Origin of the sequence: Streptosporangium sp. NPDC023963 (assembly GCF_040639135.1) — a bacterium.
Classification (GTDB): domain Bacteria; phylum Actinomycetota; class Actinomycetes; order Streptosporangiales; family Streptosporangiaceae; genus Streptosporangium.
This window is the reverse complement of the sequence record NZ_JBEZZK010000012.1, coordinates 215883-236343: the sequence shown is the minus strand read 5'-3', so window position 1 is coordinate 236343 and position 20461 is coordinate 215883. Positions and strand designations below refer to the sequence as shown.

The following is a 20461-nucleotide window of genomic DNA, read 5'->3' as shown; positions in this document are numbered from 1 at the left end:
CAAAGGACAGAATAGGGAGTAATAGGGAATGAAAGGGAAGTTCGCGACTTCGTCTCACCGGATCCGCGACTCGATGCCGTCCAGCAGGTAGTCCAGCCCGGTGGTGAACACCGGGTCCCAGTCGTTGCCGATCGGGGACCCGTGCGCCGCGAGAGTCGGATACAGCTCCCGGCGGGCCAGCACGTGCAGGTCGGCGGCCCGCTTCCACCCGGCCTCGCCGTACCCGGCACCGGCGACCTGCATCGTCGCGGAACCGATGACGTAGTTGGCCAGGGCGTACGCCGCGGCGGTCAGCCGGGGACCGGTGAGACCCGCCCCCGCCAGCACGGCGTGCAGGTGTTCGGTGCGGGCCAGGACGTTGGGGCCCAGCAGGGGGCGGTCCAGCACCCTCACCGACCACGGGTGGCGCAGCATGGTGGCGCGCCACTCGGCGATCAGGGCGGTGACGTCGTCGCGCCACGCGCCCCGCGGCCCCGGCGGGACGGGCACCTCGCCGAACACGGCGTCGAGCGCGAGGTCCAGCACGTCGTCCTTGGTCTCGACGTGCAGGTAGAGCGTGGTGGCGGCTGTCCCCAGCCGCTCGGCGAGGCGGCGCATGGTCAGCCGGTCCGCCCCCTCCTCGTCCAGCAGCTCCACGGCCGCCGCCACGATCCGCCCGAGGGTGACCACCGGCTCGGCCCGGCCCGCGCGCGGGGGACGCAGCCACACCCCCGGCGCCGCCTCGTCGCTCCGGCGCCGCGTTCTCCTGCCCGGCGTAGCGCTCACGCTCCTCCGATCCCCGCCTCGTCCACTCCGGAGATCTTAATGGCTTGAGAAGCGGGCCAATCAATGTTCATAGTGTATGACCAATGTTCTAACTGCGGTTTCTCTCCACAACGATGGAGGCCGCCTTCGAGAGGACGCGCCCGTGGGACATGTCGAGGCCGACGAGCTGACCTACGTGCTGCCGGACGGGCGGCTGCTGCTCAACGAGGTGTCCTTCCGCGTCGGCGACGGCGTCACCGCGGCCCTGGTCGGTCCCAACGGCGCGGGCAAGACCACCCTGATACGGCTGATCGCCGGCGACCTCTCCCCCTCCGCCGGGCGGATCACCGCGTCCGGCGGGCTCGGCGTGATGCGCCAGTTCATCGGAGGCCTCCGCGGCGGCCTGACGGTACGCGAGCTGCTGCTGGCGGTGGCCCCGGAACGCGTGCGCGCCGCGACCGCCGAGCTGGAGCGGGCCGAGCGCGCGCTGGGGGAACGCGACCTGGAGGAGACCCAGCTCGCCTACGCCCGCGCCCTCGGCGACTACGCCGACGCCGGCGGCTACGACATCGAGGTCACCTGGAGCGCCTGCACCACCTCGGCCATGGGCGCCCCCTACGAGCGGGTGGCGGGCCGCGACGTCGGCACGCTGTCGGGCGGCGAGCAGAAGAGGCTCGCGCTGGAGGCGCTCCTGCGCGGCCCCGACCAGGTCCTGCTGCTCGACGAACCCGACAACTACCTGGACGTCTCCGGCAAGCAGTGGCTGGAGGAACAGCTGGGGGCCACCCGGAAAACCGTCCTGCTCGTCTCCCACGACCGCCGGCTGATCGCCAACACGGCCACCCGCGTCATCACCGTGGAGTCACGCGGGGTGTGGACCCACGGCGGGAGCTTCGCCACCTACGCCCAGGCCCGCCTCGACCGCAACGAGCGCCTGCACGAACGCCGCCGCCGCTGGGACGAGGAGCACGCCCGCCTCAGGAAACTGGTCCACACCCTGCGCCAGAAGGCGACCAACAACGACTCCGTCGCCTCCGCCTACCGGGCCGCCCAGACCCGGCTGGGCAGGTTCGAGGAGGCGGGCCCGCCCGAGAGCGCGCCCAAGGAGCAGAACGTCCGGATGCGCCTGAGCGGCGGCCGTACCGGCAAGCGCGCGCTCACCTGCACCCGCCTGGAGCTGACCGGCCTGACGGAGCCGTTCGACGTCGAGATCCACTACGGGGAGCGGGTGGCGATCCTCGGCCCGAACGGCTCCGGCAAGTCCCACTTCCTTCGGCTGCTGGCCGAGACGGGGAGCGGCGCGCTCCCCCGGGTGCCGGCGTCGCCCGCCCCGGCACCCGCGCCGGTACGCCACCGGGGCACCGTGGAACTCGGGGCCAGGGTCGTGCCCGGCCACTTCGTCCAGACGCACACCCGGCCCGACCTCGCCGGGCGGACTCCCGCCGACATCATCACGGCCGCCGGGTCGCTGACGCTCAACGACGCCATGGCCGCCCTCGCCCGCTACGAGCTCGCCCCCGCCGGCCGGCAGCCCTTCGAGACCCTCTCCGGCGGCCAGCAGGCACGCCTGCAGATCCTGCTGCTCGAGCTGTCGGGAGCCACCCTGCTGCTGCTCGACGAGCCGACCGACAACCTCGATCTGGCCAGCGCGCAGGCACTCCAGGACGGCCTCGCCTCCTTCTCCGGCACCGTTCTCGCCGTCACCCACGACCGGTGGTTCGCCGACGACTTCGACCGGTTCCTGATCTTCGGCGCCGGCGGGGACGTCCAGGAGTCCGCCGAGCCCCTCTGGCAGCCGGACCGGACCCGCCGCGCACGGTGACGGACAGGCGGTGTCCGATTCCTACAAGACGGCCGGGCCGGTCACCCGGCAGCATGGAGCACCATGAGTGACAGCATCCTCGACACCGCCCGGGCCTTCGTCCTCCGCGAGGGGCGCCTGCTCGAACGCCGCCTGTTCGCCACCCTCTTCCAGGGGGAACCCGCCACCGGCGTGGTGGACGCCCTGCGCGGCTACCGGAACGCGGACGGCGGCTTCGGCCACGGACTCGAACCCGACAAGCGCTGCCCCGACAGCCTGCCCATCGACGTGGAGATCGCGTTCCAGACGCTGCTGGCGGCCGGTGTGCCGGCGACCGGCCCGCTGGTGCCGGAGGCGTGCGACTGGCTGGCGACGGTCGCCGCGCCCGACGGGGCGGTGCCCCTGTCCCTGCCGGTCATGGAGGCCTATCCCAGGGCCGTGCACTGGTCGGAGTGGACCTACGCGCCGGGGCTGAACCCCACCGCCGGGCTGGCCGGGCTGCTGCACCGGATGGGCGTGGAGCATCCGTGGCTCACCCGGGCCACCGACTGGTGCTGGTCGGCGCTGGAGAAGGGCTTCCCCGAGGACGCGCACGCCATGTCCGAGACGCTCGTCTTCCTCGAACACGTCCCGGATCGGGATCGGGCCGAGCGCCTCGCCGAGCGGGTGCCCGAGTGGCTCCCCCAGCTGAAGTGGTACCGGAGCGACCCCGCGGACCCGGAGTACGGGGTCACCCCCCTGCACCTCGCCCCCCACCCCGACAGCCCCTGGCGCCGGCTGTTCACCGACGAGGTGATCGAGGGCCACCTCGACCGGCTGGCGGCCGACCAGCAGCCCGACGGAGGATGGGCCATCACCTGGGAGCCTCCCGGCGCGGCCGCCGCCCTGGAGTACCGGGGGGTCGAGACCCTGCGGGCCCTCCAGGTGCTCGGCGCCTACCGGAGGGTGCCGTCGAGCTGACGGGGCGGCGGGCGGTGGCGGGACGACGGGCCGGCGGGACATCCCAGCGGCCCGTCACCCGGGGACGTGCTCACGAACCGGCCCGTCACCCGAGGGCAGGCTCACGGATAGGCTCCCGGGCGGACGATCATCAGGACGACGACGACCGCCCACAGCAGGTTGTAGATCCCGGCGACCATGGACAGCGCGCGCAGGCGCCTGCCGTCGTCGGGCGCGGCGAGCGCGTCGCGTTGCTCCGGATAGATCCGCAGGGCCAGCAGGCCGCCCGCGAGCCCGGTGAGGGCGATGGAGACGAAGATCCACCCCTCGCCCATCCGGCCTTGGACGAGGGCCAGGACGATCCCGACGACGGGCACGACGATCCCGAAGACGCCGTAGACCCGGGTGATGCGGTGCAGCGCGACGGCCACGGCCCGGTTCCGCTCCTCGGAGACCTCCGGGGTCGCCAGGGCCTCCGGGGCTCGCGGGGCTCCCGAGGGGGAGCCTGCCGGACCGGCCCCCGTGGCCGGACCCACGGGAACGCCGGCGGCGACCGGCGCGTAGCGGGGGAACAGGCTCGTCGCGACGGCCGAGCCCCCGACGAACACGATGCCGGCGAGCACATGGATCGACAGCAAAAAGGCTTCCACGGGTTCTCCCTCCCTCACGACCTTCAGGCAGGCTGAAGCCTAACACGAAAGCTTCAGGCGGACTGAAGCTGAAGGAAGACCAAGGGAGGAGAAGCGACGCGCGGGCGCCGGGCGGACGGATCAGGGAGTGGCGGGCCCCCCGAACGCGGCGCGTACGGCACCGGCGACCTGCTGCTGGATCGGGTCCGCGGCGGGGCCGAACAGCAGGTCGTCGACCTCGGCTATCGCGCCCGTCGCCGCGTCGAGGAGGCGCGCCCCGTCGGGCGTGATCTCGATGGCCGACGCGGAGCCCGCGCGGGCGGTGTTGTCGCGCACCAGCCCGGCTCCGGCGAGCACCTTCACCGCGCTGTGGACACTCTGGACCGTCGTGCCGGACATGCGTGCCAGATCGCTGAACGACACTCCGGGCACGCCGGCGATGTGACCGAGCAGACCGAGCCTGCTGACCGTGAGATCGAGCGGCGCGAGGGCGGCGTTGAGCTCGGTCTCGATGCGGCGCGCCAGCGTGAGCAACACGATGGAGACGCTGGTCACGGGCGGACCGGGACGGCGGTTCTCGATGGTCACCTCCCCAGTCTCCCGCACGGTGGGAGTAGCGGGCCGTCACCGGCGGCGCGCGGCGCGTACGGCGGACGGGCGCCGTCCGGGTCGCACCCCGGTCCCGCCCTCCCGGCCGGCGAAAACCGGTGGCAGGGAGGCCGGGAACGGTGCCAGAGTGCCCGGGTGACCGTACCTCGCGTCGATCTACTGATCCGGCAGCTCGACATCGCATGGGCGCTGTTCGAGTACCACCTGAAGGACCTCGACGACCAGGCCTGCCTCTGGGAGCCCGCGGCGGGCTGCTGGACCGTCCGGCCGGACGATCAGGGCCGCTGGGTGGCCGACTGGGAGGTGCCGGAGCCGGATCCCGCGCCGGTCGTCTCGATCGGGTGGCTGACCTGGCACATCGGCTTCTGGTGGACCACCACCCTCGGACACTGCTTCGGATCCGGGGCACCCGCGCGCGAGGAGATCACCTGGCCGGGCACCGCCGCGACCGCGGCCGACTGGCTGCGCGGGCTGAGGGACGACTGGCGGGCGGCCCTGCTGCCGCTCACCGACGCCGACCTCGACTCCACCGACAGGACCGCCGGCCTGCCGTGGGGGCAGGAACAGAGGCTGGTGGACATAGCGGGCTGGGTCACCGTCGAGCTGACCAAGAACGTTTCCGAGATCGGCCTCGTCCGCCACCTTCACGAAGCACGGAAACCCGAACCCGGCGATCCCCTGGTGTGATCACGCGACACGACGCGTCCAAGTCCGGGCCGGGCCGGGCCGGGGACGGACCGAGGACGGGAACGGACCGAGGACGGGAACGGACCGAGGACGGGAACGGACCGAGGACAGGGACGGGGACGAACCGGGGACGCCGGTTTCGGCGGCGCCTCTCCGGTCCCCCGGCCGCGTCCCGGTTGTCAGGCGTGGTGACCTGCCGGGATACTGACCGCCTCTTCGCATGATCACACAGAGGACGAGAATGCACCCCTCCCCCGCACCCCCCTTTCCGAGGCCCGTGCAACCGGTCCGCGCCCTGGCCGTCGCGACCACGGTGCTGCTGGGTGTCACGACGCTGGTCGACCTGCTCGCGCTCGTGGTCACCGTGGAGCGCATCTCGCTGCTCTCCGGACTGGTCGACGCCCCGTACACGATCGACGCCGGGGCGCTGGAGGCCAACGACGACGCGTACGCGTTCTTCGGGACGGCGCAGAGCGGCGTATACATCCTCACCGGGATCACGTTCCTGATCTGGCTGACCAGGGCCCGCTCGAACGCCGAGGCCCTCACCGCGATCGAACACCGCAGGGATTCCAAGTGGGTCGTGCTGGGCTGGCTGCTCCCGGTCGTGAACCTGTGGTTTCCCAAGCAGATCGTCGACGACATCTGGGCGACGTCCAAACCCGGCCACCTGCCGGTGAACCCGCCACACCCCGGCGCGCTGCGGAGCGCTCCCCGGTCGTGGCTGGTACGGGCCTGGTGGCTGACATGGCTGATCTCCACCTTCGTCTCCCTCATCGTCTACCGGGTCGTGGCCCGGGGCGAAAGCCCGATCTCCGACCTCATGACGGCCCGGACCGAGCTCCTCTTCGCCGCCCCGAGCGCGATCTCCGCCGTCCTGGCCGCCCTGATCGTCATGAGGATCACCCGATTTCAGGAGGATCGGTCCCCGGCGCCCCTCGCACCGGCGGCCTGAGCGGTCCCGGAATCACGGCGGCTCGTCCGCGCATGCCCCGGACGCGCATGATCGGCATGCGCGTGCCCGGGACGCGCATGCCCGGGACGGGGAGTGGCGCTCAGGCGCGAGGGCCGAGGTGCATCCCGCCGCTGACGTCGAGCACGTGGCCGGTGACCCAGCGGCCGTCGTGGGAGGCCAGGAACGCGACCGCGTCGGCGATGTCGGCGGGCAGGCCGATCCGGCCAAGCGCCGTCAGGCCGCTCATGAACTCCTCGACGCCGGGATCCTCCAGCAGCGAGGCGTTCAGGTCGGTGAGGGTGGCGCCCGGCGTGACGGTGTTCACCGTGATCCCCCGCGCCCCCAGCGCGTTCGCCAGGGTGAAGCCCATGGTCTCGACGGCTCCCTTGGTCATGGAGTAGGAGGTCTGGAAGGGCGTGGCGACCCGGGTGCTGGCGGAGGAGACGGTGATGACGCGCCCGCCGTCGCGCATCAGCGGGAGGGCCCGCTGGATGATGAAGAACGGCGCCTTCACGTTGACGGCGAACAGATGGTCGAACCCCTCGGGGGTGGTCTCCTCGATCGGCCCGGCCGGAGGTCCGGCCGCGTTGTTGACCAGGATGTCGAGCGGCTGTCCCGCCAGACCCTCGCCCAGCCCGGCGAACAGGGTGTCCACGTCGCCGTCGACGCCGAGTTCGGCCCGGATCGGGAAGGCCCGCCCACCGGCCTTCCCGATCGCGGCCACCGTGTCGTTCGCCGCGCTCTCGTTGCTGCCGTAGTGCACGGCGGTCAGCGCGCCGTCGGCGGCGAGCCGCTGGGCGATGGCCCGGCCGATGCCGCGTGAGGCTCCCGTCACCAGTGCCGTCTTGCCCGTCAGGCTTCCCATGCGAAGGCTCCCTCGTCGGTGGTTGGTGCGGCCAGCCTCTCCGACGGCGCTGACCGTCCGCGCACCGAACACCGGCCGTCACGCACCGGGCGGCGCGGGCCGGAGCAGGGCGAGGGCGTCCTCACAGGTCATCGCCGCCCCCCGTTCGAAGGCAGCGGCGTACCTCTGCGGTCCGATCCGGTCCCGGGCTCCGGCCGCCACCTCGGGTCTCGCCACGTCGCCGGCGCCGCGTACCGCCACGGCCGCGCCCAGCAGCGACGCGGCGCGCTCGGCATCGCCTTCGAGCAGGGCGAGACCGGCGGCGCCCGCGACCGCCTCTGCCGCCACCTGACGGTCGCGGTGGCGGGCCGCGACCTCCAGCGCCCGGGACAGCCGGTCCCGCGCCTCGGCGATGTCCCCCTCGGCCTCGGCGATCCGGCCCAGCCCGATCAGGGCTCGCGACCGCGCCTGCCCGGCGCCCGCCGTCGCGGCGGCGTCTCCGGCCAGTGCCAGCTCGAAGAGACGCCGGGCGCCGGGCAGGTCGCCACGCAGCCGCGCGACCTCGCCGAGCCCGCAGCGCGCCCCGGCCACCGTTTCCGCGGTGCCCGCCGTACGGGCCAGTTCCGCGGCGCGTTCGTAGTCGAGGTACGCGGCGGCGAGGCCGCCGCCCGCGCGGATCGCCCCGTACGCGCGCCGGCACAGCAGGTCCGCGGCGGCCTCGGCGGCACCGAGCTCGCCGAGCAGCGCGAGCGCCTCGTCGCTCAGGGCCGACGCCCCGGCCCGGTCCCCCCGCCAGCCGGCGATCTCGGCCAGCCGGTCCAGCGCGTTGGCGGCCCCCCACCGGTCGCCGATCGACCGGAAGCCGTCGAGTGCCCGCAGGAACGCCCCCTCGGCCTCGGCCGGCTCGCCGCCGAACAGCAGCAGGTGCCCCTCGCTCAGCCGTCCCAGCGCCTGCGACCACGGGTCGGGGCCGAGCAGCTCCGGCGGGATGGGAACGGGGGCGTCCGCGGGCACCATGGCCATGGAGTACAGGAGGAGAAGGTGCGGACGCCGGAGCGGGCACCCGCGGGAGAGGATGATCGACTGCGCTCGTTCCAGGCCGGGGGAGCCGGTCGGCGCGGTGTGCGCGACGCACAGGACGTACTCCTCCACCAGCTCGGGCAGCACCGAGGCGCCGGGCGTCTCGACGAGCGCGGCGGCCGACGGGGCGCCCTCGTCACGCAGGCCGCTGAGCCACCAGTGCCACGACAGCGCGGCGACCAGCCGCACCCCCAGAACGGGGTCGGCGCGGACCGCCCAGCGCAGCGCGGCGTGGAGGTTGCCGTGCTCGGCGGTCAGCGTGGCCGTCCACTCCAGCTGCGAGGCGCCGCGCAGGTGGGTGTCGGCGGTCTCGGCGAGGCCGTGGAAGTAGGTGGCGTGCGCCCGCCGTACCGCGTCCCCCTCACCGGCCTCGGCCAGCCGTTCGGCGCAGAACTCCCGTACGGTGTCCAGCATGTGGTAGCGACCGCCGTGGGCCTCCACCAGGGACTTGTCCACCAGGCTGGTCATCACGCCGGTGGTGTCGGGCACGCCGCAGACGCCGGCGGCCGTCTCCAGGGTCGCGCCCCCGGCGAAGACCGTGAGGCGCCTGGCCAGCAGCCGCTCCCGGGCGTCGAGCAGGTCCCAGCTCCACTCGATCACCGCGCGCAGCGTCCGGTGTCGCGGCGCGGCCGTGCGGTCGCCCCGCGACAGCAGCCGGAACCGGTCGTCCAGCCGGTCGGCGACCTCCTCCACCGTGAGCGAGCGCAGCCGCGCGGCGGCCAGCTCGATGGCCAGGGGCAGGCCGTCGAGAGCCGCGCAGATCCGCGACACCGTCCCGACGTTGCCCGCGTCCACCACGAACCCCGGACGCACCGCGGCGACCCGGTCGGCGAACAGCCGCACGGCGGCGTGACCGAGTGCCTCCTCGGGTCCCGCCGCGAACCCGGGGAGCGCGAGTGGCGAGACCGGGCACAGCGACTCGCCCGTGATGCCCAGCGCCTCCCTGCCGGTGGCCAGCACCCGCAGTTCCGGGCACGCGGCCAGCAGCCGGTGGACCAGCCGGGCCGCCTCGTCGAGGAGATGTTCGCAGTTGTCGGCGACGAGCAGCATCCGGCGGCCCTCGAGCTCCGCGACCAGGCGGCCGAAGGGGTCGGCCGAGCCGGGGAGCAGCCCGTACTCGCGCAGTCCCAGCGCCAGGCCCACCGCCTGCGGGACCTGCGTGCCGTCGTCGAGCGGGGCCAGGTCCACGAAGCACACCTCGCCCGGCTGCCGCCGGGCCGCCTCGACGGCCAGCCGGGTCTTGCCCACCCCGCCGGGCCCGGTGAGGGTGACCAGGCGCGCCGTCCCCAGGAGCTCGCCGATCGTGGCGCGCTCCCGCTCGCGTCCCACGAAGCCGGTGAGCTGGGCGGGCAGGCTCGCGAGGGGCGGGCGGGCGTCTCGCAGCACGGTCAGGTGGATGTTCCCGAGCTCGGTGGACGGGTCCGCGCCCAGTTCCTCGGCCAGGGCGCGCCGGGCGTCCTCGAACACCACGAGCGCCTCGGCCTGCCTGCCCGAGCCGTGCAGCGCCCGCATGAGCTGGCCGCGCAGCCGTTCCCGCAGCGGGTGCGCGTCCACCATCCTCCGCAGCTCCGCCACCATCCCGCGATGTTCGCCCAGGGCGAGCTCGGCCTCGGCCCTGTCCTCGAAGGCGGTGACCCGCGTTTCCTCCAGGCGAGCCGCCTGGTCCCCGGCGAACGGCGCGCCGGACACATCCGCCAGGGCCGTGCCCCGCCACAGCCCCAGACCCTCCCGCAGCAGGGCGGCCGCGCGGGGGTGGTCACCGGCGGTCAGCGCGCGACGGCCCTCGCGGGCGAGCCGCTCGAACCGGTGCGCGTCGACGCTCTCGGGATCGGCGACGAGGCGGTAGCCCGCCGGATGGAACTCGACCCGCGCGCCGACGGCCCGCAGCCCGCGACGCAGCCGCGACACCTGGGACTGCAGGGCGTTCGCCGCGCCGGGCGGTGGCGCCTTCCCGTACAGACCGTCGATCATCCGCTCCACGGTGACCACCCGGTCCGCGTCCATCAGCAGCAGGGCGAGCAGCGCGCGCAGGCTCGGCCCGCCGACGGAGACCAGGTCTCCCGCGTCGGACCGCACTTCCACCGGGCCGAGGACACCGAACAGCACATCGCAGATTATCTCCCACGGAAGGCGGCCGGACCGGAGCCTCAACGCCGTGGCGACCGTGGGCAAGGCACCCGCGCCGCCCTGAACCGACACGCCCTGGGCCGACACGCCCTGAACCGGCGCGCCCTGAACCGACACGCCCTGAACCGACACGCCCTGGGCCGAAAGGCCGATCAGGAGGAAAGGCCGACCAGGGCGGGAGACCGATCGGCGGCGAGTCCGGGTGGGGGTCGCCGCCGATCGGTGTACGGGCCGCAGGTGCCGGTCGCCCGGCTACGCGCTCCTGCCGAACACGATCCGGGTGCGAACCCTCTCCCCCGGGGCCGGGCTCCTGGTCTCCCCGTTGACCCGCACCCGGACCTGGCCCACCTGGCTCCCCGGCGTGCACGGGCAGCCGAGGCCGACACGCTGGATCAGCAGCGGCGTGTTGCTGGGATCGAACTGGGCCGTACCCGGGTAGTAGGCGACGACGCGGTACACGCCCGTGGGGAGGCTCGACATCGTCAGGGTGGCGACGCCGTCCACGAGCAGGGCCCTGCCCAGGGTCACCCCGTCGGTGGCGAAGGTGACCCTGCCCGTGGGGATGCTCCCGTCCTCCGCCGTCACCGTCGTGGTGAAGGTGATCGGGCCGCTGTCGTTCCCCGCGCCGCACGTCGAGACCAGCCCGCTCGTGGTGACCGTTCCGCACACCGCGGACGCGGGCGAGACGGCCGTGCCGGGGTCGGGACTCGGGCCGGCGTCGTTGTGGGCGGCGGCCGCGGCGGCCGCGGCGCCGGGGACGGCGGCGACCCCCATCGAGATCAGGGCCGCGAGAATCCCGGCCAGCCCCGAACGCGCCATGTTCCGCACCGTCACACGAGATCGATTGGTATATATCATAATATCGTTCTTTTCTTTGGTTATTGTGCCGTCCAGACGCATTGGGATGATGCGCCACACCTTTCGACATTACTGATCCGCGGCACGACACTCGCCATATGACATACCGATGGATCCCAGCGGAGCGAATTCGTCCATGACGAATGACAGCCCGCCCGACGGAGCAGGATGATCGTGAATGAAGACGGCATCCGATGCGTTCCCCGACCCGGCGGCGCGCTCTTCGCGACCGCCGAGGGAACCCTCGCCCCCGGCCCCCGGGCGCGGAAGGCGCGCGGAACCGGTGCCCCGCGCGGGCTCCCTCAACGTTTGAAGATCAACCGCCACGGCATCAGGGCCGACTCCAGTTGCACCCGAAGGCTCATCTTCGAACTGCCCGCCCGGCGGTCGGAGAAATGGATCGGGATCTCGATGATCGTCATCCCCGCCCTGACCGCCCGGTAGTGCATCTCCACCTGGAAGCTGTAGCCCCCCGAGGAGATCGCGCCGAGATCCAGAGCGGCGAGGCTTTCCACCCGCCAGATCTTGAACCCGGCGGTCACGTCCCGCAACCCGACGCGCAGGATGGTGCGGACGTAGAGGTTCGCCCACCTCGACAGGGCCCGCCGCCGCAGGCTCCACTCGACCGCCAGCGTCCCGCCCGGTACGTACCGGCTGCCGATCACGCACGCCGCCCCCGTGGCCAGCGCGGTGTCGAGCAGGCGCGGCACGGCGTCGACGGGATGCGAGAAGTCGGCGTCCATCTGCACCACGAAGTCCGTCCCGGCCGCGAGGGCGGTCTCCATGCCGTCGACGTAGGCGCGCCCGAGCCCTTCCCTGACCCGCCGGTGCACCACGCCGACCCGGCCGGGATGCGCGGCGGCCAGCTCGTCGGCCACCTTCCCCGTGCCGTCCGGGGAGTCGTCGTCGACGACCAGGACGCGCAGGCCGTCGAGCGGCAACGCCAGCAGCGCCTCCGCGATCGGCGGAAGGTTGCCCACCTCGTTGAACGTCGGGATCACGACGGTGACGGTGGCCATGTTCGAGGTCAGGGCCTTCCGGGCTCGGCGGTCGGATGTTCTCACCGCGGAACGGTGCGGCGTTCGCGTCCGGTGATCTCGAACACCGGAAGCGGCAAAGATCACCCCATGCTAGCGGCCGGCGGGGCGGCCGTGCCGGTCTCCTCCGAGATGGAGGCCACCGGCGCGGCACGGCGTACCGCCGGCGGCGCGGACCGGAAAATCCGTTGCGCGGATATCAAGGTGACGTATCCTAAAGAATCGTCCATTGAGTATGGAACCGGGCACTTACCAATATCGCAAGGACATTATGCGGGCACAATTCGTATCGGCCGATCAACCCGTAGAAATCAGCTGCGATGAGTCCGGCTCGGAGGGCGAGAAACTCATCGGTGGAAACACCGATGTCTTCACCCACGCCAGCCTGTGCATGGACGTCGAGTCGGCGGCGAGCTGTATTCGGGGAATACGGGCCAGGGGCCCCTCCCCGGCAGAGGAATACAAGGCGAACGTCCTGCTCCGCGAGAAGAACAGGTCCGCCCTCACGTGGCTGCTCGAGCCGTCGGGGCCGATCCACGGGAAAGCCCACGTGCATCTGACCGACAAGACGTTCCTCGTCGTCCGCAGACTCGCCGGACTGGTCGCCGGGGAGACCGCTCACGTGCCGGACACGGGCCCGCGACGGGACCGGCAGGCCGGCGACATGGCCGGCGACATGGCCGCCGTCCTGTACCGCGAGGGCCGGCGCACGTTCGGGCACGAACGGTGGCAGCCCTTCCTGTCCTCGTTCAACGACCTGATGCGCGCCGGGAACGGCCGGGGCGCGGGGACGTCCGCCGAAGCGTTCTTCGACATGGTCGACGTCCTGTGCCTCGCCGGCGCGGGGAGCGAGGTCGGCGAGATCATGGGGCTGCTCCGGCGGGCCAGGCCCCGGGTGGAATCGTTCCTGACGCGGCTCCTCGACGATCCGCGGGTGATTCCGACGCTCGATCCCCTGATCCCGGCCATCGTCCGGGCCGTCGACTTCTGGGGTGAGGGCACCAGGCCCGTCTCGATCGTTCACGACCGGCAGACCACGCTGACGGAGGAGCGCGTCGCGCGGATCAGGGAGATGCTGGGCGAGCCACGGCCCGACGGTCTCCCCCGGTCGCAGGGGAGCCGGCTGGCGGGCCTGAGGTTCGTCGCCTCGCACTCGGACGCGCGGATCCAGGTCGCCGACCTCCTCGCCGGAGCGGCGAGGAAGATAGCGTCGGACGAGCTCAACGGCCGGGGCGACGCGGAGCTCACCGCCCTGCTGCGACCGTACGTGGACGCGTTCTCGATCTGGGGAGACGACCGGAGCCGGTCCCTGCTGGAGTCCGCCTCCTGCACCCGGCCATGAGGCCTCCGCGGCCGCCCCGCGCCGCCCCGCGCCGCCCCTCGCGAACCGGCGTCACCCGGCGCGCGGGGCACGGCGCGGACACCTGCCCGGTGTGTGGCGTGGTCAGGTCTGCAGCTGGGTGCAGACGGACTTCACCTCGGTGTAGGCGTCGAGTGCCTGGTGGCCCATCTCGCGACCCCAGCCCGACTGCTTGTAGCCGCCGAAGGGCAGGGCGGCGTCGAAGACGTTGTAGCAGTTGATCCAGACGGTGCCCGCGCGGATCTTGCCGGCGAGCGCGTGCGCCTTGGAGATGTCCCGGGTCCAGATGCCGGCCCCCAGCCCGAAGTCGGTGGCGTTGGCCTGCGCGGCGATCTCGTCCAGGTCGGAGAACGGTGAGGCGACCACCACCGGCCCGAAGATCTCCTCCCGGACGACCTTCATCTCCGGGCGTACGTCGGTGAGCACGGTGGGCTGGACGAAGTAGCCCCGGTCTCCGTGCCGGTTGCCGCCGGCCAGCGTCTGGACGCCGTCCTCGCGCCCCGAGTCCAGGTAGCCGGTCACCCGGCGCAGCTGCTCGTCGGAGACCAGGGGACCCATCTGCGTGTCGGGTTCCATGCCCGGACCGAGCCTGATGCCCCGGGCGATCTCGGCGACGCCTTCCACCACCTGGTCGAACCGGTCGCGCTGGACGAACAGCCGGGATCCGGCCACGCAGCACTGGCCGTGGTTGAAGAAGATCGCGTTCGCCGCGCCCTGGATGGCGATGTCGGGGTCGGCGTCGTCGAAGACGATGTTGGGGCTCTTGCCGCCGAGCTCCAGGGTGACCTTCTTCAGGTTGCCCGCCGCGGCATGCACGATCAGCTTGCCGACCTCGGTGGAGCCGGTGAAGGCGATCTTGTCCACGCCGTCGTGCGCGGCGAGCGCCGCACCGGCGGTCTCGCCGTACCCGGGCAGGACGTTGACCACGCCGTCGGGCACCCCGGCCTCGGCGATCAGCTCCGCCAGCCGCAGGGCGGACAGCGGGGTCTGCTCGGCGGGCTTGAGGATCACGACGTTCCCGGTCGCGAGGGCGGGCCCGAGTTTCCAGGCGGCCATCAGCAGCGGGAAGTTCCACGGGATGATCTGGCCGACCACACCGACCGGCTCGCGCAGGGTGTAGGCGTGGAACGCGGCGCCCGGCATGTACGGCACCGACAGCGCGATCGTGTTGCCCTCGATCTTGGTCGCCCAGCCCGCCATGTAGTGGAACAGGTCGGCCGCCAGCGGAACGTCCGCGGCCCGTGCCACGGCCACCGGCTTGCCGTTGTCCAGCGATTCGAGCTGGGCCAGTTCCTCGACGTGCTCCAGGATCAGGTCACCGATCCTCCAGATGATCCGGCCCCGCTCGGAGGCGGTCATCCGTGACCAGGGCCCCTGCTCGAAGGCCTTGCGAGCGGCGCGCACCGCCCGGTCGACGTCCTCGGCGTCGGCTTCGGCGACGTGCGCCAGGGTCTGCCCGGTAGCGGGGTTGGGAGTCGCGAAGGTCTTTCCGGACGCCGCGTCCACCCATTGCCCGCCGATGAACAACTTGTGCGGGGTGGTGATGAAGTCCTCGACGCTCTTTTCCAGGGTCACCGTCATCAGCGTCGGCTCCCTTCCTGTTCAGAGACGCTGTGCCGGACCGCGCACCCGCCCGCACCGCGAAACCGCCCGGGGTACGCGAACGCTCGGCCCGATGAACAATTCCTCCCAATCAGACTACGGACGAAGTGAGAGCACAAGGACTCTCCTCCGCCCGGCCTCGGTCGCGTGGCGTCCTTCGTGCCGCCGTCGTCCGCGGGCCGCCCGTAACCTCTCATGGCTGCTTCCCCGCCTCGTGGTGAACCGCCCGGCCGGTCCGCGGCGCAGGCGATCCCCGTACGGCAGGTCCGCAAGGCGAGGGTCCGGAGGGCACGACTACGGTCACCGGCCGGACTCACGTACGGCTCGCGCCCACCGCTCGCGACGGATCCCGGGATCGACCAGAACGCAGTCGCCGCACATGCCGCCGCCGGGCAGGCGGTAGAACAGGCAGCAGCTGCGCCGGGTGAAGACGGGATGGCCGGGGGCGGGTTCGGCCAGCTCGCCGGTACCGCGCAGCAGGCCCGTGTCCAGCAGTTCGCGGCCCAGCGCCACGGCCTTGGCGGCGAGCCCGGGGCGGCGGCGGCCCAGTTCGAGGAGGGTGCCCGCCAGGGCGGAGGCCGCGTTGCCCCACAGCAGGCCGGGGGCCGTCGGCACGATCCGCCGGACCGTCCCGGCGAGTGGCTCCAGCAACCCGGTCACCACGGTGCGGTACAGCGGTGCGGCGATCCGCGCGGGACCGCGGACCTCCCACCCTTCCAGGTGGGCGGCCCGCAGCGGCAGCGGGCCCTCGGCCGCCGCCCGCCAGCGCACGTGCCGGGGGGCCAGGTCGATGAGCAGGTCGTGGGCGACCGCGGCGCCGAGGGCCGGCGACCAGAAACGGGCGGCCAGACCCTGGAAGAGGATGGAGGCGGCCACCCGTGTCTCCGCGGTGCCGAGCCGCCCGGCCGTGTCCGCGATCCGGGCCTCCACGGTGGCGGGGTCGGCGAGCAGGTCGGCGAGCGGCCGCCAGCCGGGCTCGCGGGGAACCGGGCCGAGATCGAGGCCGAAGTAGCCCCCGATGGCGGCCACGTCCGCGACCGCCGCGGCGACGACGGCCGGGGAGGCGGGAAACGGTCCCGGCGCCCCGGGCCGGACGGACGGCACGGCGACCACGTCCTCTCTGGAAGAGCCCGGGGAGACTCAGGGAGCGCCTCCCCCGCCCCCATGTTCACACAACGACCCCGCTCCCCCTCACTCGTCCCGGAGTTCCTCCGGCCGCAGCGTCCGGCGCAGGATCGGCCGGGCGGCCCGCGCCACCAGCGCCGCGGCCAGCACCCCGATCCCCACCATGAGCACCGCCCGGACGGCGGCGACGGCGAGCGCCTGCGGCACCTCGCGGTAGATGTCCCACCCCGTCGAGAGGACCACTCCCACCCCGGCGACGGCGGCCACGACGCACACCGGCAGCGCCGCGATGAGCGCCTGCCGGGTGAGGACCCGGCCCAGCGCGGGACCGGACGCGCCCGAGGCCGCCAGTGCCGCGAACGAGTGCCGGTGATCCAGCAGGTCCTCCGCCTGGTGCACCACGAGGGCGGCGGCAGAGGTGACCAGCGCGACCAGCAGGGCGAGGTCCACGAGCAGGTAGGCCACGGCCCAGGAGGGATCGAGGTCGCCCCGGAGAAAGATGGGCCCCTGCTGGGCCCCGACCCCGGCGCCGAAGAACACGGTCAGCCCCACCACCGACAGCGCGCGAGCCCACCCCCGGGGGTCGGCCCCGACCATCCGGGCGGCCAGCAGGGTCTCCGCCGTCCCGGTACGGTCACCGACCCGCCGGGCGGCCACCCTGATCAGCCACGCGGCGCCGAGGACCAGGCCGAACAGCAGGAGCACCATGCCGGCCGTCATGGACAGCACCGCGGCGTACGGCCCGCCGGGGAGCCTTCCCTTGCCGGCGAGCCCGGCGACGAGCAGCCCGGCACCCACCGCGACCAGCGCCAGGTCGCGCGCCCTGGGACCGGCGGCGGGCGTCCGCCGGACCACGCCCAGCGGGGAGGTCACCACGTGCCGCCCCGCCGTCAGCCCGGACACCGTCCCGGCGAGCGTCACCGCGACGAGGATCGCCAGGATCTGCGCCGGCGGGACCAGGGGCACCGGGCCCTCCAGCGCCCCCGCCAGCGCCAGGTTCGCCGCCAGGTACAGCGCGACGCCGCACACCCCGCCCAGCAGGGTCCGCCACCCGCTCTCGTACGCCCCGAGCAGGCGCACCTCGCGCGGTGTGGCCCCGGCCAGCCGGAGCGCGGCCAGCCGCCGCTCCCGCGTCGCGGTGGCCAGGCGGCTCACCTGGTAGACGAAGGCCATGGTGGGCACGACCAGCAGGGCCAGCGCCAGCGCGGTGATCAGCCGCGCGTCCCGTCCGGAGAAGAAGCCCAGATAATCGATCCGCGTCTGGACGAGGAAGCCCTCGGGGTGAACCGAGAAACCGAGCCCGAACGCCAGCAGGTTCGCCGCCACGCACAGCAGGAAGGTCGCGAGCGCCGCCCCCGCGGTCATGAGACGCCCCCGTACCCGCTCGCGCCGCGAACCGCCCCTGGCGAGCATCCGCATCACGGTGATCACGGCGATCACACGGTCACCCCGGACAGCCTGCCGTCGCGCAGCGCGATCTCCCGGTCGGCGTAGGCGGCCACCCGGTTGTCGTGGGTGACGATCACCAGCGTGGTGCCGTCCGCGCGGGCCGCGCCGACGAGCTCGTCCATCACCCGCTCACCGGCCAGCGAGTCGAGCGCGCCGGTCGGCTCGTCGGCGAAGACCACCCGCGGACCGGTGACCAGAGCGCGGGCCACGGCGACCCGCTGCAGCTGGCCGCCGGACAGCTCGCCGGGCCGCCGGTCCGCGCAGCCGGCCACGTCCAGCCTCTCCAGCCGGGACCGGGCGGCCAGCATCGACTCCCGGCGCCCGTGCCGGTTGAACAGCAGCGGCAGCGCCACGTTCTCCTCGGCGGTCAGTTCGGGGACCAGCCCGCCCGACTGGAAGACGACGCCGAAGCTCTGCCTGCGCAGCCTCGTGCGGTCGGCGTCGCCGAGGGTGTCGACGCGCCGCCCGTCGAAGTGGACCTCCCCCGACTCGGGACGGATGATCCCGGCCAGGCAGTGCAACAGCGTCGACTTGCCCGAACCGCTCGGCCCGGTGATCGCGACGATCTCCCCGTCGCCGATCTCCGCGGACACGCCGTCCAGCGCGACGGTCCTGGCGAAGGTCTTGCGCAGCGCGCGTGCCTCAAGCATCCATCTCCTCCTTAAGATCCGCGAGTCGTTCCATGGCCGTCTCGATCCAGCGCAGGTCGGCGTCGAGGTGCTGGAGCGCGTAGTCGGCGGCGAGCACCTGCGCGGGCGACCCCGAGGCCCGTTCCGCGGTGAGCTCGCGCATCCGCGCCAGATGGGCGGCGCGCTGCCCGGCCAGGTAGCCGTCGGCGGCGCCCCCGGCGACGATCGCCACCACCACGCGCGAGACGAGCGCGCTGGAGACGTGCGGCGCGGGCGTCTCCACCTGTTCCAGCCATCGGGCCAGCTCGGCCAGCCCCTCCTCGGTGATGGCGTACACCGTGCGCTCGGGACCGCCCTCCCGCACGGTCTCCGCCACCTCGGCGAACCCGTCCCGCTGCAGGCGCTGCAACGTCGCGTAGACCTGTCCGTACGCGAGCGGCCTGGCGCCCGGCAGGCGCTGGTCGTGCTCGCGTTTGAGCTCGTACCCATGTTTGGGCCGCTCGGAGAGCAGCCCGAGCATGACGTGTCCGGTAGACATGATCGGGACTATACATCCGGTATATACATCAAGCGAATAGTCGGATGCCGATCATCCCGGCATCGCGGGGCATGACCGGGCGCGGCAGGGGCGAGCCCGGCGGCTCGCCCTGGCGTCGCGACGTTGCCCTGGCGCGTTCGTGGCACTACGGTTGAGTTTGTGACTGCCGGGTCGGCCTTGGGCCAACAGCGAGTAGGGCACCCGGCCGAGGCGTGAGCCCCGGGCGGGCCAGAGGCCCCCCTTTACTCTTCTCTTCCGCGCGTTCGGCGCGACGTTTCTCCGTGGATCTCCCCTCCGTGGTCTCCACGTCTCATGTGACTTCCGCGTGTGGTCTCCACCTCCCCGTGGCTTCCACGCCCGCGTGACGCCCGCATGCCTTCGCGGTGCCGGTCGTCGCCGGTCACCGCGTGTTTCGCGCCTTTCACGAACCGGCCCCGGCGGTAGGTCGCCGGCCCGGCCGGTCGTCCGGCGTACCTTTCCCCGTTTCCCGCACCACGGTCGCGGTCGCCCCGTGGTGATTTCGTTCTGCCCTCAGGCGGCCCTTCGTCATGCCCGCGAACAATCGCGGGACCATCGATCCTGGAGAAGAAAACAGAGAATGCCCAATGAATTCAACCAGCAGATCATCGAGGAGTTCCGCGCCAACGGCGGGAAGGTCGGTGGTCCCTTCGAGGGAGCCCGGCTGCTCCTGCTGACCACCGTCGGGGCGCGCTCCGGCGCCCGGCACACGACCCCGCTCGGCTACCTTCCCGACGGCGGCGGGCGGGTCCTGGTCATCGCCTCGGCCGGTGGCGCGCCGAACCACCCCGCCTGGTTCCACAACCTGGTGGCCAACCCTCTCGTCACGGTCGAGGACGGCCTCTTCACCTACGAGGCACGAGCCGCCGTCCTGGAGGGCGCCGAACGCGACCGCGTCTTCGCCCGAGCGGTCGAGGCCGACCCCGGGTGGGCCGACTACCAGGCCAGGACGGCGCGCGTCATCCCCGTGGTCGCCCTTCAGGGGGTCGACGGCGGGCCGCCGAAGGCGTCGTCGGCGGGCGAGACCCTCAAGCTGGTCCACGACGTGTTCCGGCGGGAGCTCGCCCTGATCCGCAAGGAGGTCACCGAGTCGGGCGCCGGCCTGGGCGCCCAGCTGCGGGTGAACTGCCTCACCCTCTGCCAGGGGCTGCACAACCACCACACCGGCGAGGACATCGCGATGTTCCCCTTCCTCGCCGGGCACCGTCCCGAACTCGCCCCGGTCCTGGAGCGGCTGGGCCGGGAGCACGAGAGGATCGCGGTCCTCATCGAGGAGCTGCGGGAGGTCCTCTCCGCCGAGGGCGCGGATCCCCCGCTCGTGCTCGCCGAGGTCGAGCGGCTCACCGACGAGCTCGAAAGGCATCTGACCTACGAGGAGGAGCAACTGCTCCCGGTCCTCGGCACGTAGGCCCCCGCCGCCCGCGTACCGG

At 72.9% G+C, this 20461-nt stretch carries 18 protein-coding genes; 6 read left to right on the top strand and 12 right to left on the bottom strand.

The genetic code is table 11. The annotated features are described in order from the left end of the window. Positions 1 to 54 precede the first annotated feature (54 nt). Positions 55 to 765 carry a TetR/AcrR family transcriptional regulator gene (locus AB0F88_RS30750; RefSeq protein ID WP_362691821.1) on the bottom strand — a complete coding sequence of 237 codons (711 nt, stop codon included), beginning with the start codon at positions 763 to 765 and terminating at the stop codon, positions 55 to 57. A gap of 142 nt (positions 766 to 907) precedes the next feature. Between AB0F88_RS30750 and AB0F88_RS30745 the strand changes: the two genes are divergently transcribed. Beyond that, the gene (locus tag AB0F88_RS30745; RefSeq protein WP_362691818.1) at positions 908 to 2566 is read left to right on the top strand and encodes an ATP-binding cassette domain-containing protein; all 1659 of its coding nucleotides are present in this window, start codon (positions 908 to 910) and stop codon (positions 2564 to 2566) included. A 63-nt stretch (positions 2567 to 2629) separates the two neighbouring features. After that, positions 2630 to 3505 (top strand): hypothetical protein, encoded by an 876-nt coding sequence (locus AB0F88_RS30740; protein WP_362691815.1) that lies wholly within the window; start codon positions 2630 to 2632, stop codon positions 3503 to 3505. 101 nt (positions 3506 to 3606) lie between these two features. Here the strand turns inward: AB0F88_RS30740 and AB0F88_RS30735 are convergent, their stop codons facing one another. Next, a complete protein-coding gene (locus AB0F88_RS30735) occupies positions 3607 to 4134 on the bottom strand; it encodes a hypothetical protein (protein WP_362691812.1) in 528 nt (175 codons plus the stop codon). 120 nt (positions 4135 to 4254) lie between these two features. Further along, positions 4255 to 4701 carry a MarR family winged helix-turn-helix transcriptional regulator gene (locus tag AB0F88_RS30730; RefSeq protein ID WP_362691809.1) on the bottom strand — a complete coding sequence of 149 codons (447 nt, stop codon included), beginning with the start codon at positions 4699 to 4701 and terminating at the stop codon, positions 4255 to 4257. Positions 4702 to 4857: 156 nt separating this feature from the next. Here AB0F88_RS30730 and AB0F88_RS30725 point away from each other — a divergent pair, with 156 nt between their 5' ends. Both AB0F88_RS30725 and AB0F88_RS30720 read left to right on the top strand, forming a co-directional pair. After that, entirely contained in the window at positions 4858 to 5409 is a 552-nt protein-coding gene (locus tag AB0F88_RS30725) for a DinB family protein (RefSeq protein WP_362691806.1), read from the top strand. Between the two features lie 277 nt (positions 5410 to 5686). After that, positions 5687 to 6364, top strand: coding sequence for a DUF4328 domain-containing protein (locus AB0F88_RS30720; protein WP_362691803.1), 678 nt, complete (start codon positions 5687 to 5689; stop codon positions 6362 to 6364). Between the two features lie 100 nt (positions 6365 to 6464). On the opposite strand, the gene AB0F88_RS30715 is transcribed toward AB0F88_RS30720, so the two are convergent. The 4 genes from AB0F88_RS30715 to AB0F88_RS30700 all read right to left on the bottom strand — a co-directional run bounded on the left by AB0F88_RS30715 (position 6465) and on the right by AB0F88_RS30700 (position 12292). Continuing rightward, positions 6465 to 7229: an SDR family oxidoreductase gene (locus AB0F88_RS30715; RefSeq protein WP_362691800.1), complete on the bottom strand. Its 765-nt coding sequence runs from the start codon at positions 7227 to 7229 to the stop codon at positions 6465 to 6467. A 78-nt stretch (positions 7230 to 7307) separates the two neighbouring features. After that, positions 7308 to 10394 (bottom strand): BTAD domain-containing putative transcriptional regulator, encoded by a 3087-nt coding sequence (locus AB0F88_RS30710; RefSeq protein WP_362691797.1) that lies wholly within the window; start codon positions 10392 to 10394, stop codon positions 7308 to 7310. A gap of 273 nt (positions 10395 to 10667) precedes the next feature. Continuing rightward, complete coding sequence (locus AB0F88_RS30705; RefSeq protein WP_362691794.1) at positions 10668 to 11234, bottom strand: Ig-like domain-containing protein; 567 nt, start codon at positions 11232 to 11234, stop codon at positions 10668 to 10670. Between the two features lie 341 nt (positions 11235 to 11575). Continuing rightward, positions 11576 to 12292 (bottom strand): polyprenol monophosphomannose synthase, encoded by a 717-nt coding sequence (locus AB0F88_RS30700; RefSeq protein ID WP_362691943.1) that lies wholly within the window; start codon positions 12290 to 12292, stop codon positions 11576 to 11578. A 253-nt stretch (positions 12293 to 12545) separates the two neighbouring features. Between AB0F88_RS30700 and AB0F88_RS30695 the strand changes: the two genes are divergently transcribed. Continuing rightward, positions 12546 to 13652 (top strand): DUF3800 domain-containing protein, encoded by a 1107-nt coding sequence (locus AB0F88_RS30695; protein ID WP_362691791.1) that lies wholly within the window; start codon positions 12546 to 12548, stop codon positions 13650 to 13652. 102 nt (positions 13653 to 13754) lie between these two features. Here the strand turns inward: AB0F88_RS30695 and AB0F88_RS30690 are convergent, their stop codons facing one another. The 5 genes from AB0F88_RS30690 to AB0F88_RS30670 all read right to left on the bottom strand — a co-directional run bounded on the left by AB0F88_RS30690 (position 13755) and on the right by AB0F88_RS30670 (position 19013). Then, positions 13755 to 15251, bottom strand: a complete 1497-nt coding sequence (locus AB0F88_RS30690) for an aldehyde dehydrogenase family protein (RefSeq protein WP_362691788.1) — start codon at positions 15249 to 15251, stop codon at positions 13755 to 13757. Between the two features lie 321 nt (positions 15252 to 15572). Then, on the bottom strand, positions 15573 to 16376 hold the full coding sequence (locus AB0F88_RS30685; RefSeq protein ID WP_362691785.1) for a (2Fe-2S)-binding protein: 804 nt from the start codon (positions 16374 to 16376) through the stop codon (positions 15573 to 15575). Between the two features lie 87 nt (positions 16377 to 16463). Continuing rightward, positions 16464 to 17837, bottom strand: a complete 1374-nt coding sequence (locus tag AB0F88_RS30680; protein WP_362691782.1) for an FtsX-like permease family protein — start codon at positions 17835 to 17837, stop codon at positions 16464 to 16466. Continuing rightward, on the bottom strand, positions 17834 to 18496 hold the full coding sequence (locus tag AB0F88_RS30675; protein WP_362691779.1) for an ABC transporter ATP-binding protein: 663 nt from the start codon (positions 18494 to 18496) through the stop codon (positions 17834 to 17836). Before AB0F88_RS30675 ends, AB0F88_RS30680 begins: the two co-directional genes overlap by 4 nt. After that, complete coding sequence (locus tag AB0F88_RS30670; protein ID WP_362691776.1) at positions 18489 to 19013, bottom strand: PadR family transcriptional regulator; 525 nt, start codon at positions 19011 to 19013, stop codon at positions 18489 to 18491. Before AB0F88_RS30670 ends, AB0F88_RS30675 begins: the two co-directional genes overlap by 8 nt. A 598-nt stretch (positions 19014 to 19611) precedes the next feature. On the opposite strand from AB0F88_RS30670, the gene AB0F88_RS30665 reads away from it, so the two are divergent. After that, positions 19612 to 20439 (top strand): nitroreductase/quinone reductase family protein, encoded by an 828-nt coding sequence (locus AB0F88_RS30665; protein ID WP_362691773.1) that lies wholly within the window; start codon positions 19612 to 19614, stop codon positions 20437 to 20439. The last annotated feature ends 22 nt before the right edge of the window (positions 20440 to 20461 follow it).

Coding starts and splice junctions, on each gene's coding strand:
- AB0F88_RS30740 (WP_362691815.1), top strand. CDS start 2,630: ATGAGTGACAGCATCCTCGACACCGCCCGGGCCTTCGTCCTCCGCGAG.
- AB0F88_RS30715 (WP_362691800.1), bottom strand. CDS start 7,229: ATGGGAAGCCTGACGGGCAAGACGGCACTGGTGACGGGAGCCTCACGC.
- AB0F88_RS30705 (WP_362691794.1), bottom strand. CDS start 11,234: ATGGCGCGTTCGGGGCTGGCCGGGATTCTCGCGGCCCTGATCTCGATG.
- AB0F88_RS30700 (WP_362691943.1), bottom strand. CDS start 12,292: ATGGCCACCGTCACCGTCGTGATCCCGACGTTCAACGAGGTGGGCAAC.
- AB0F88_RS30695 (WP_362691791.1), top strand. CDS start 12,546: ATGGAACCGGGCACTTACCAATATCGCAAGGACATTATGCGGGCACAA.
- AB0F88_RS30690 (WP_362691788.1), bottom strand. CDS start 15,251: ATGACGGTGACCCTGGAAAAGAGCGTCGAGGACTTCATCACCACCCCG.
- AB0F88_RS30675 (WP_362691779.1), bottom strand. CDS start 18,496: ATGCTTGAGGCACGCGCGCTGCGCAAGACCTTCGCCAGGACCGTCGCG.
- AB0F88_RS30670 (WP_362691776.1), bottom strand. CDS start 19,013: ATGTCTACCGGACACGTCATGCTCGGGCTGCTCTCCGAGCGGCCCAAA.
- AB0F88_RS30665 (WP_362691773.1), top strand. CDS start 19,612: ATGCCCAATGAATTCAACCAGCAGATCATCGAGGAGTTCCGCGCCAAC.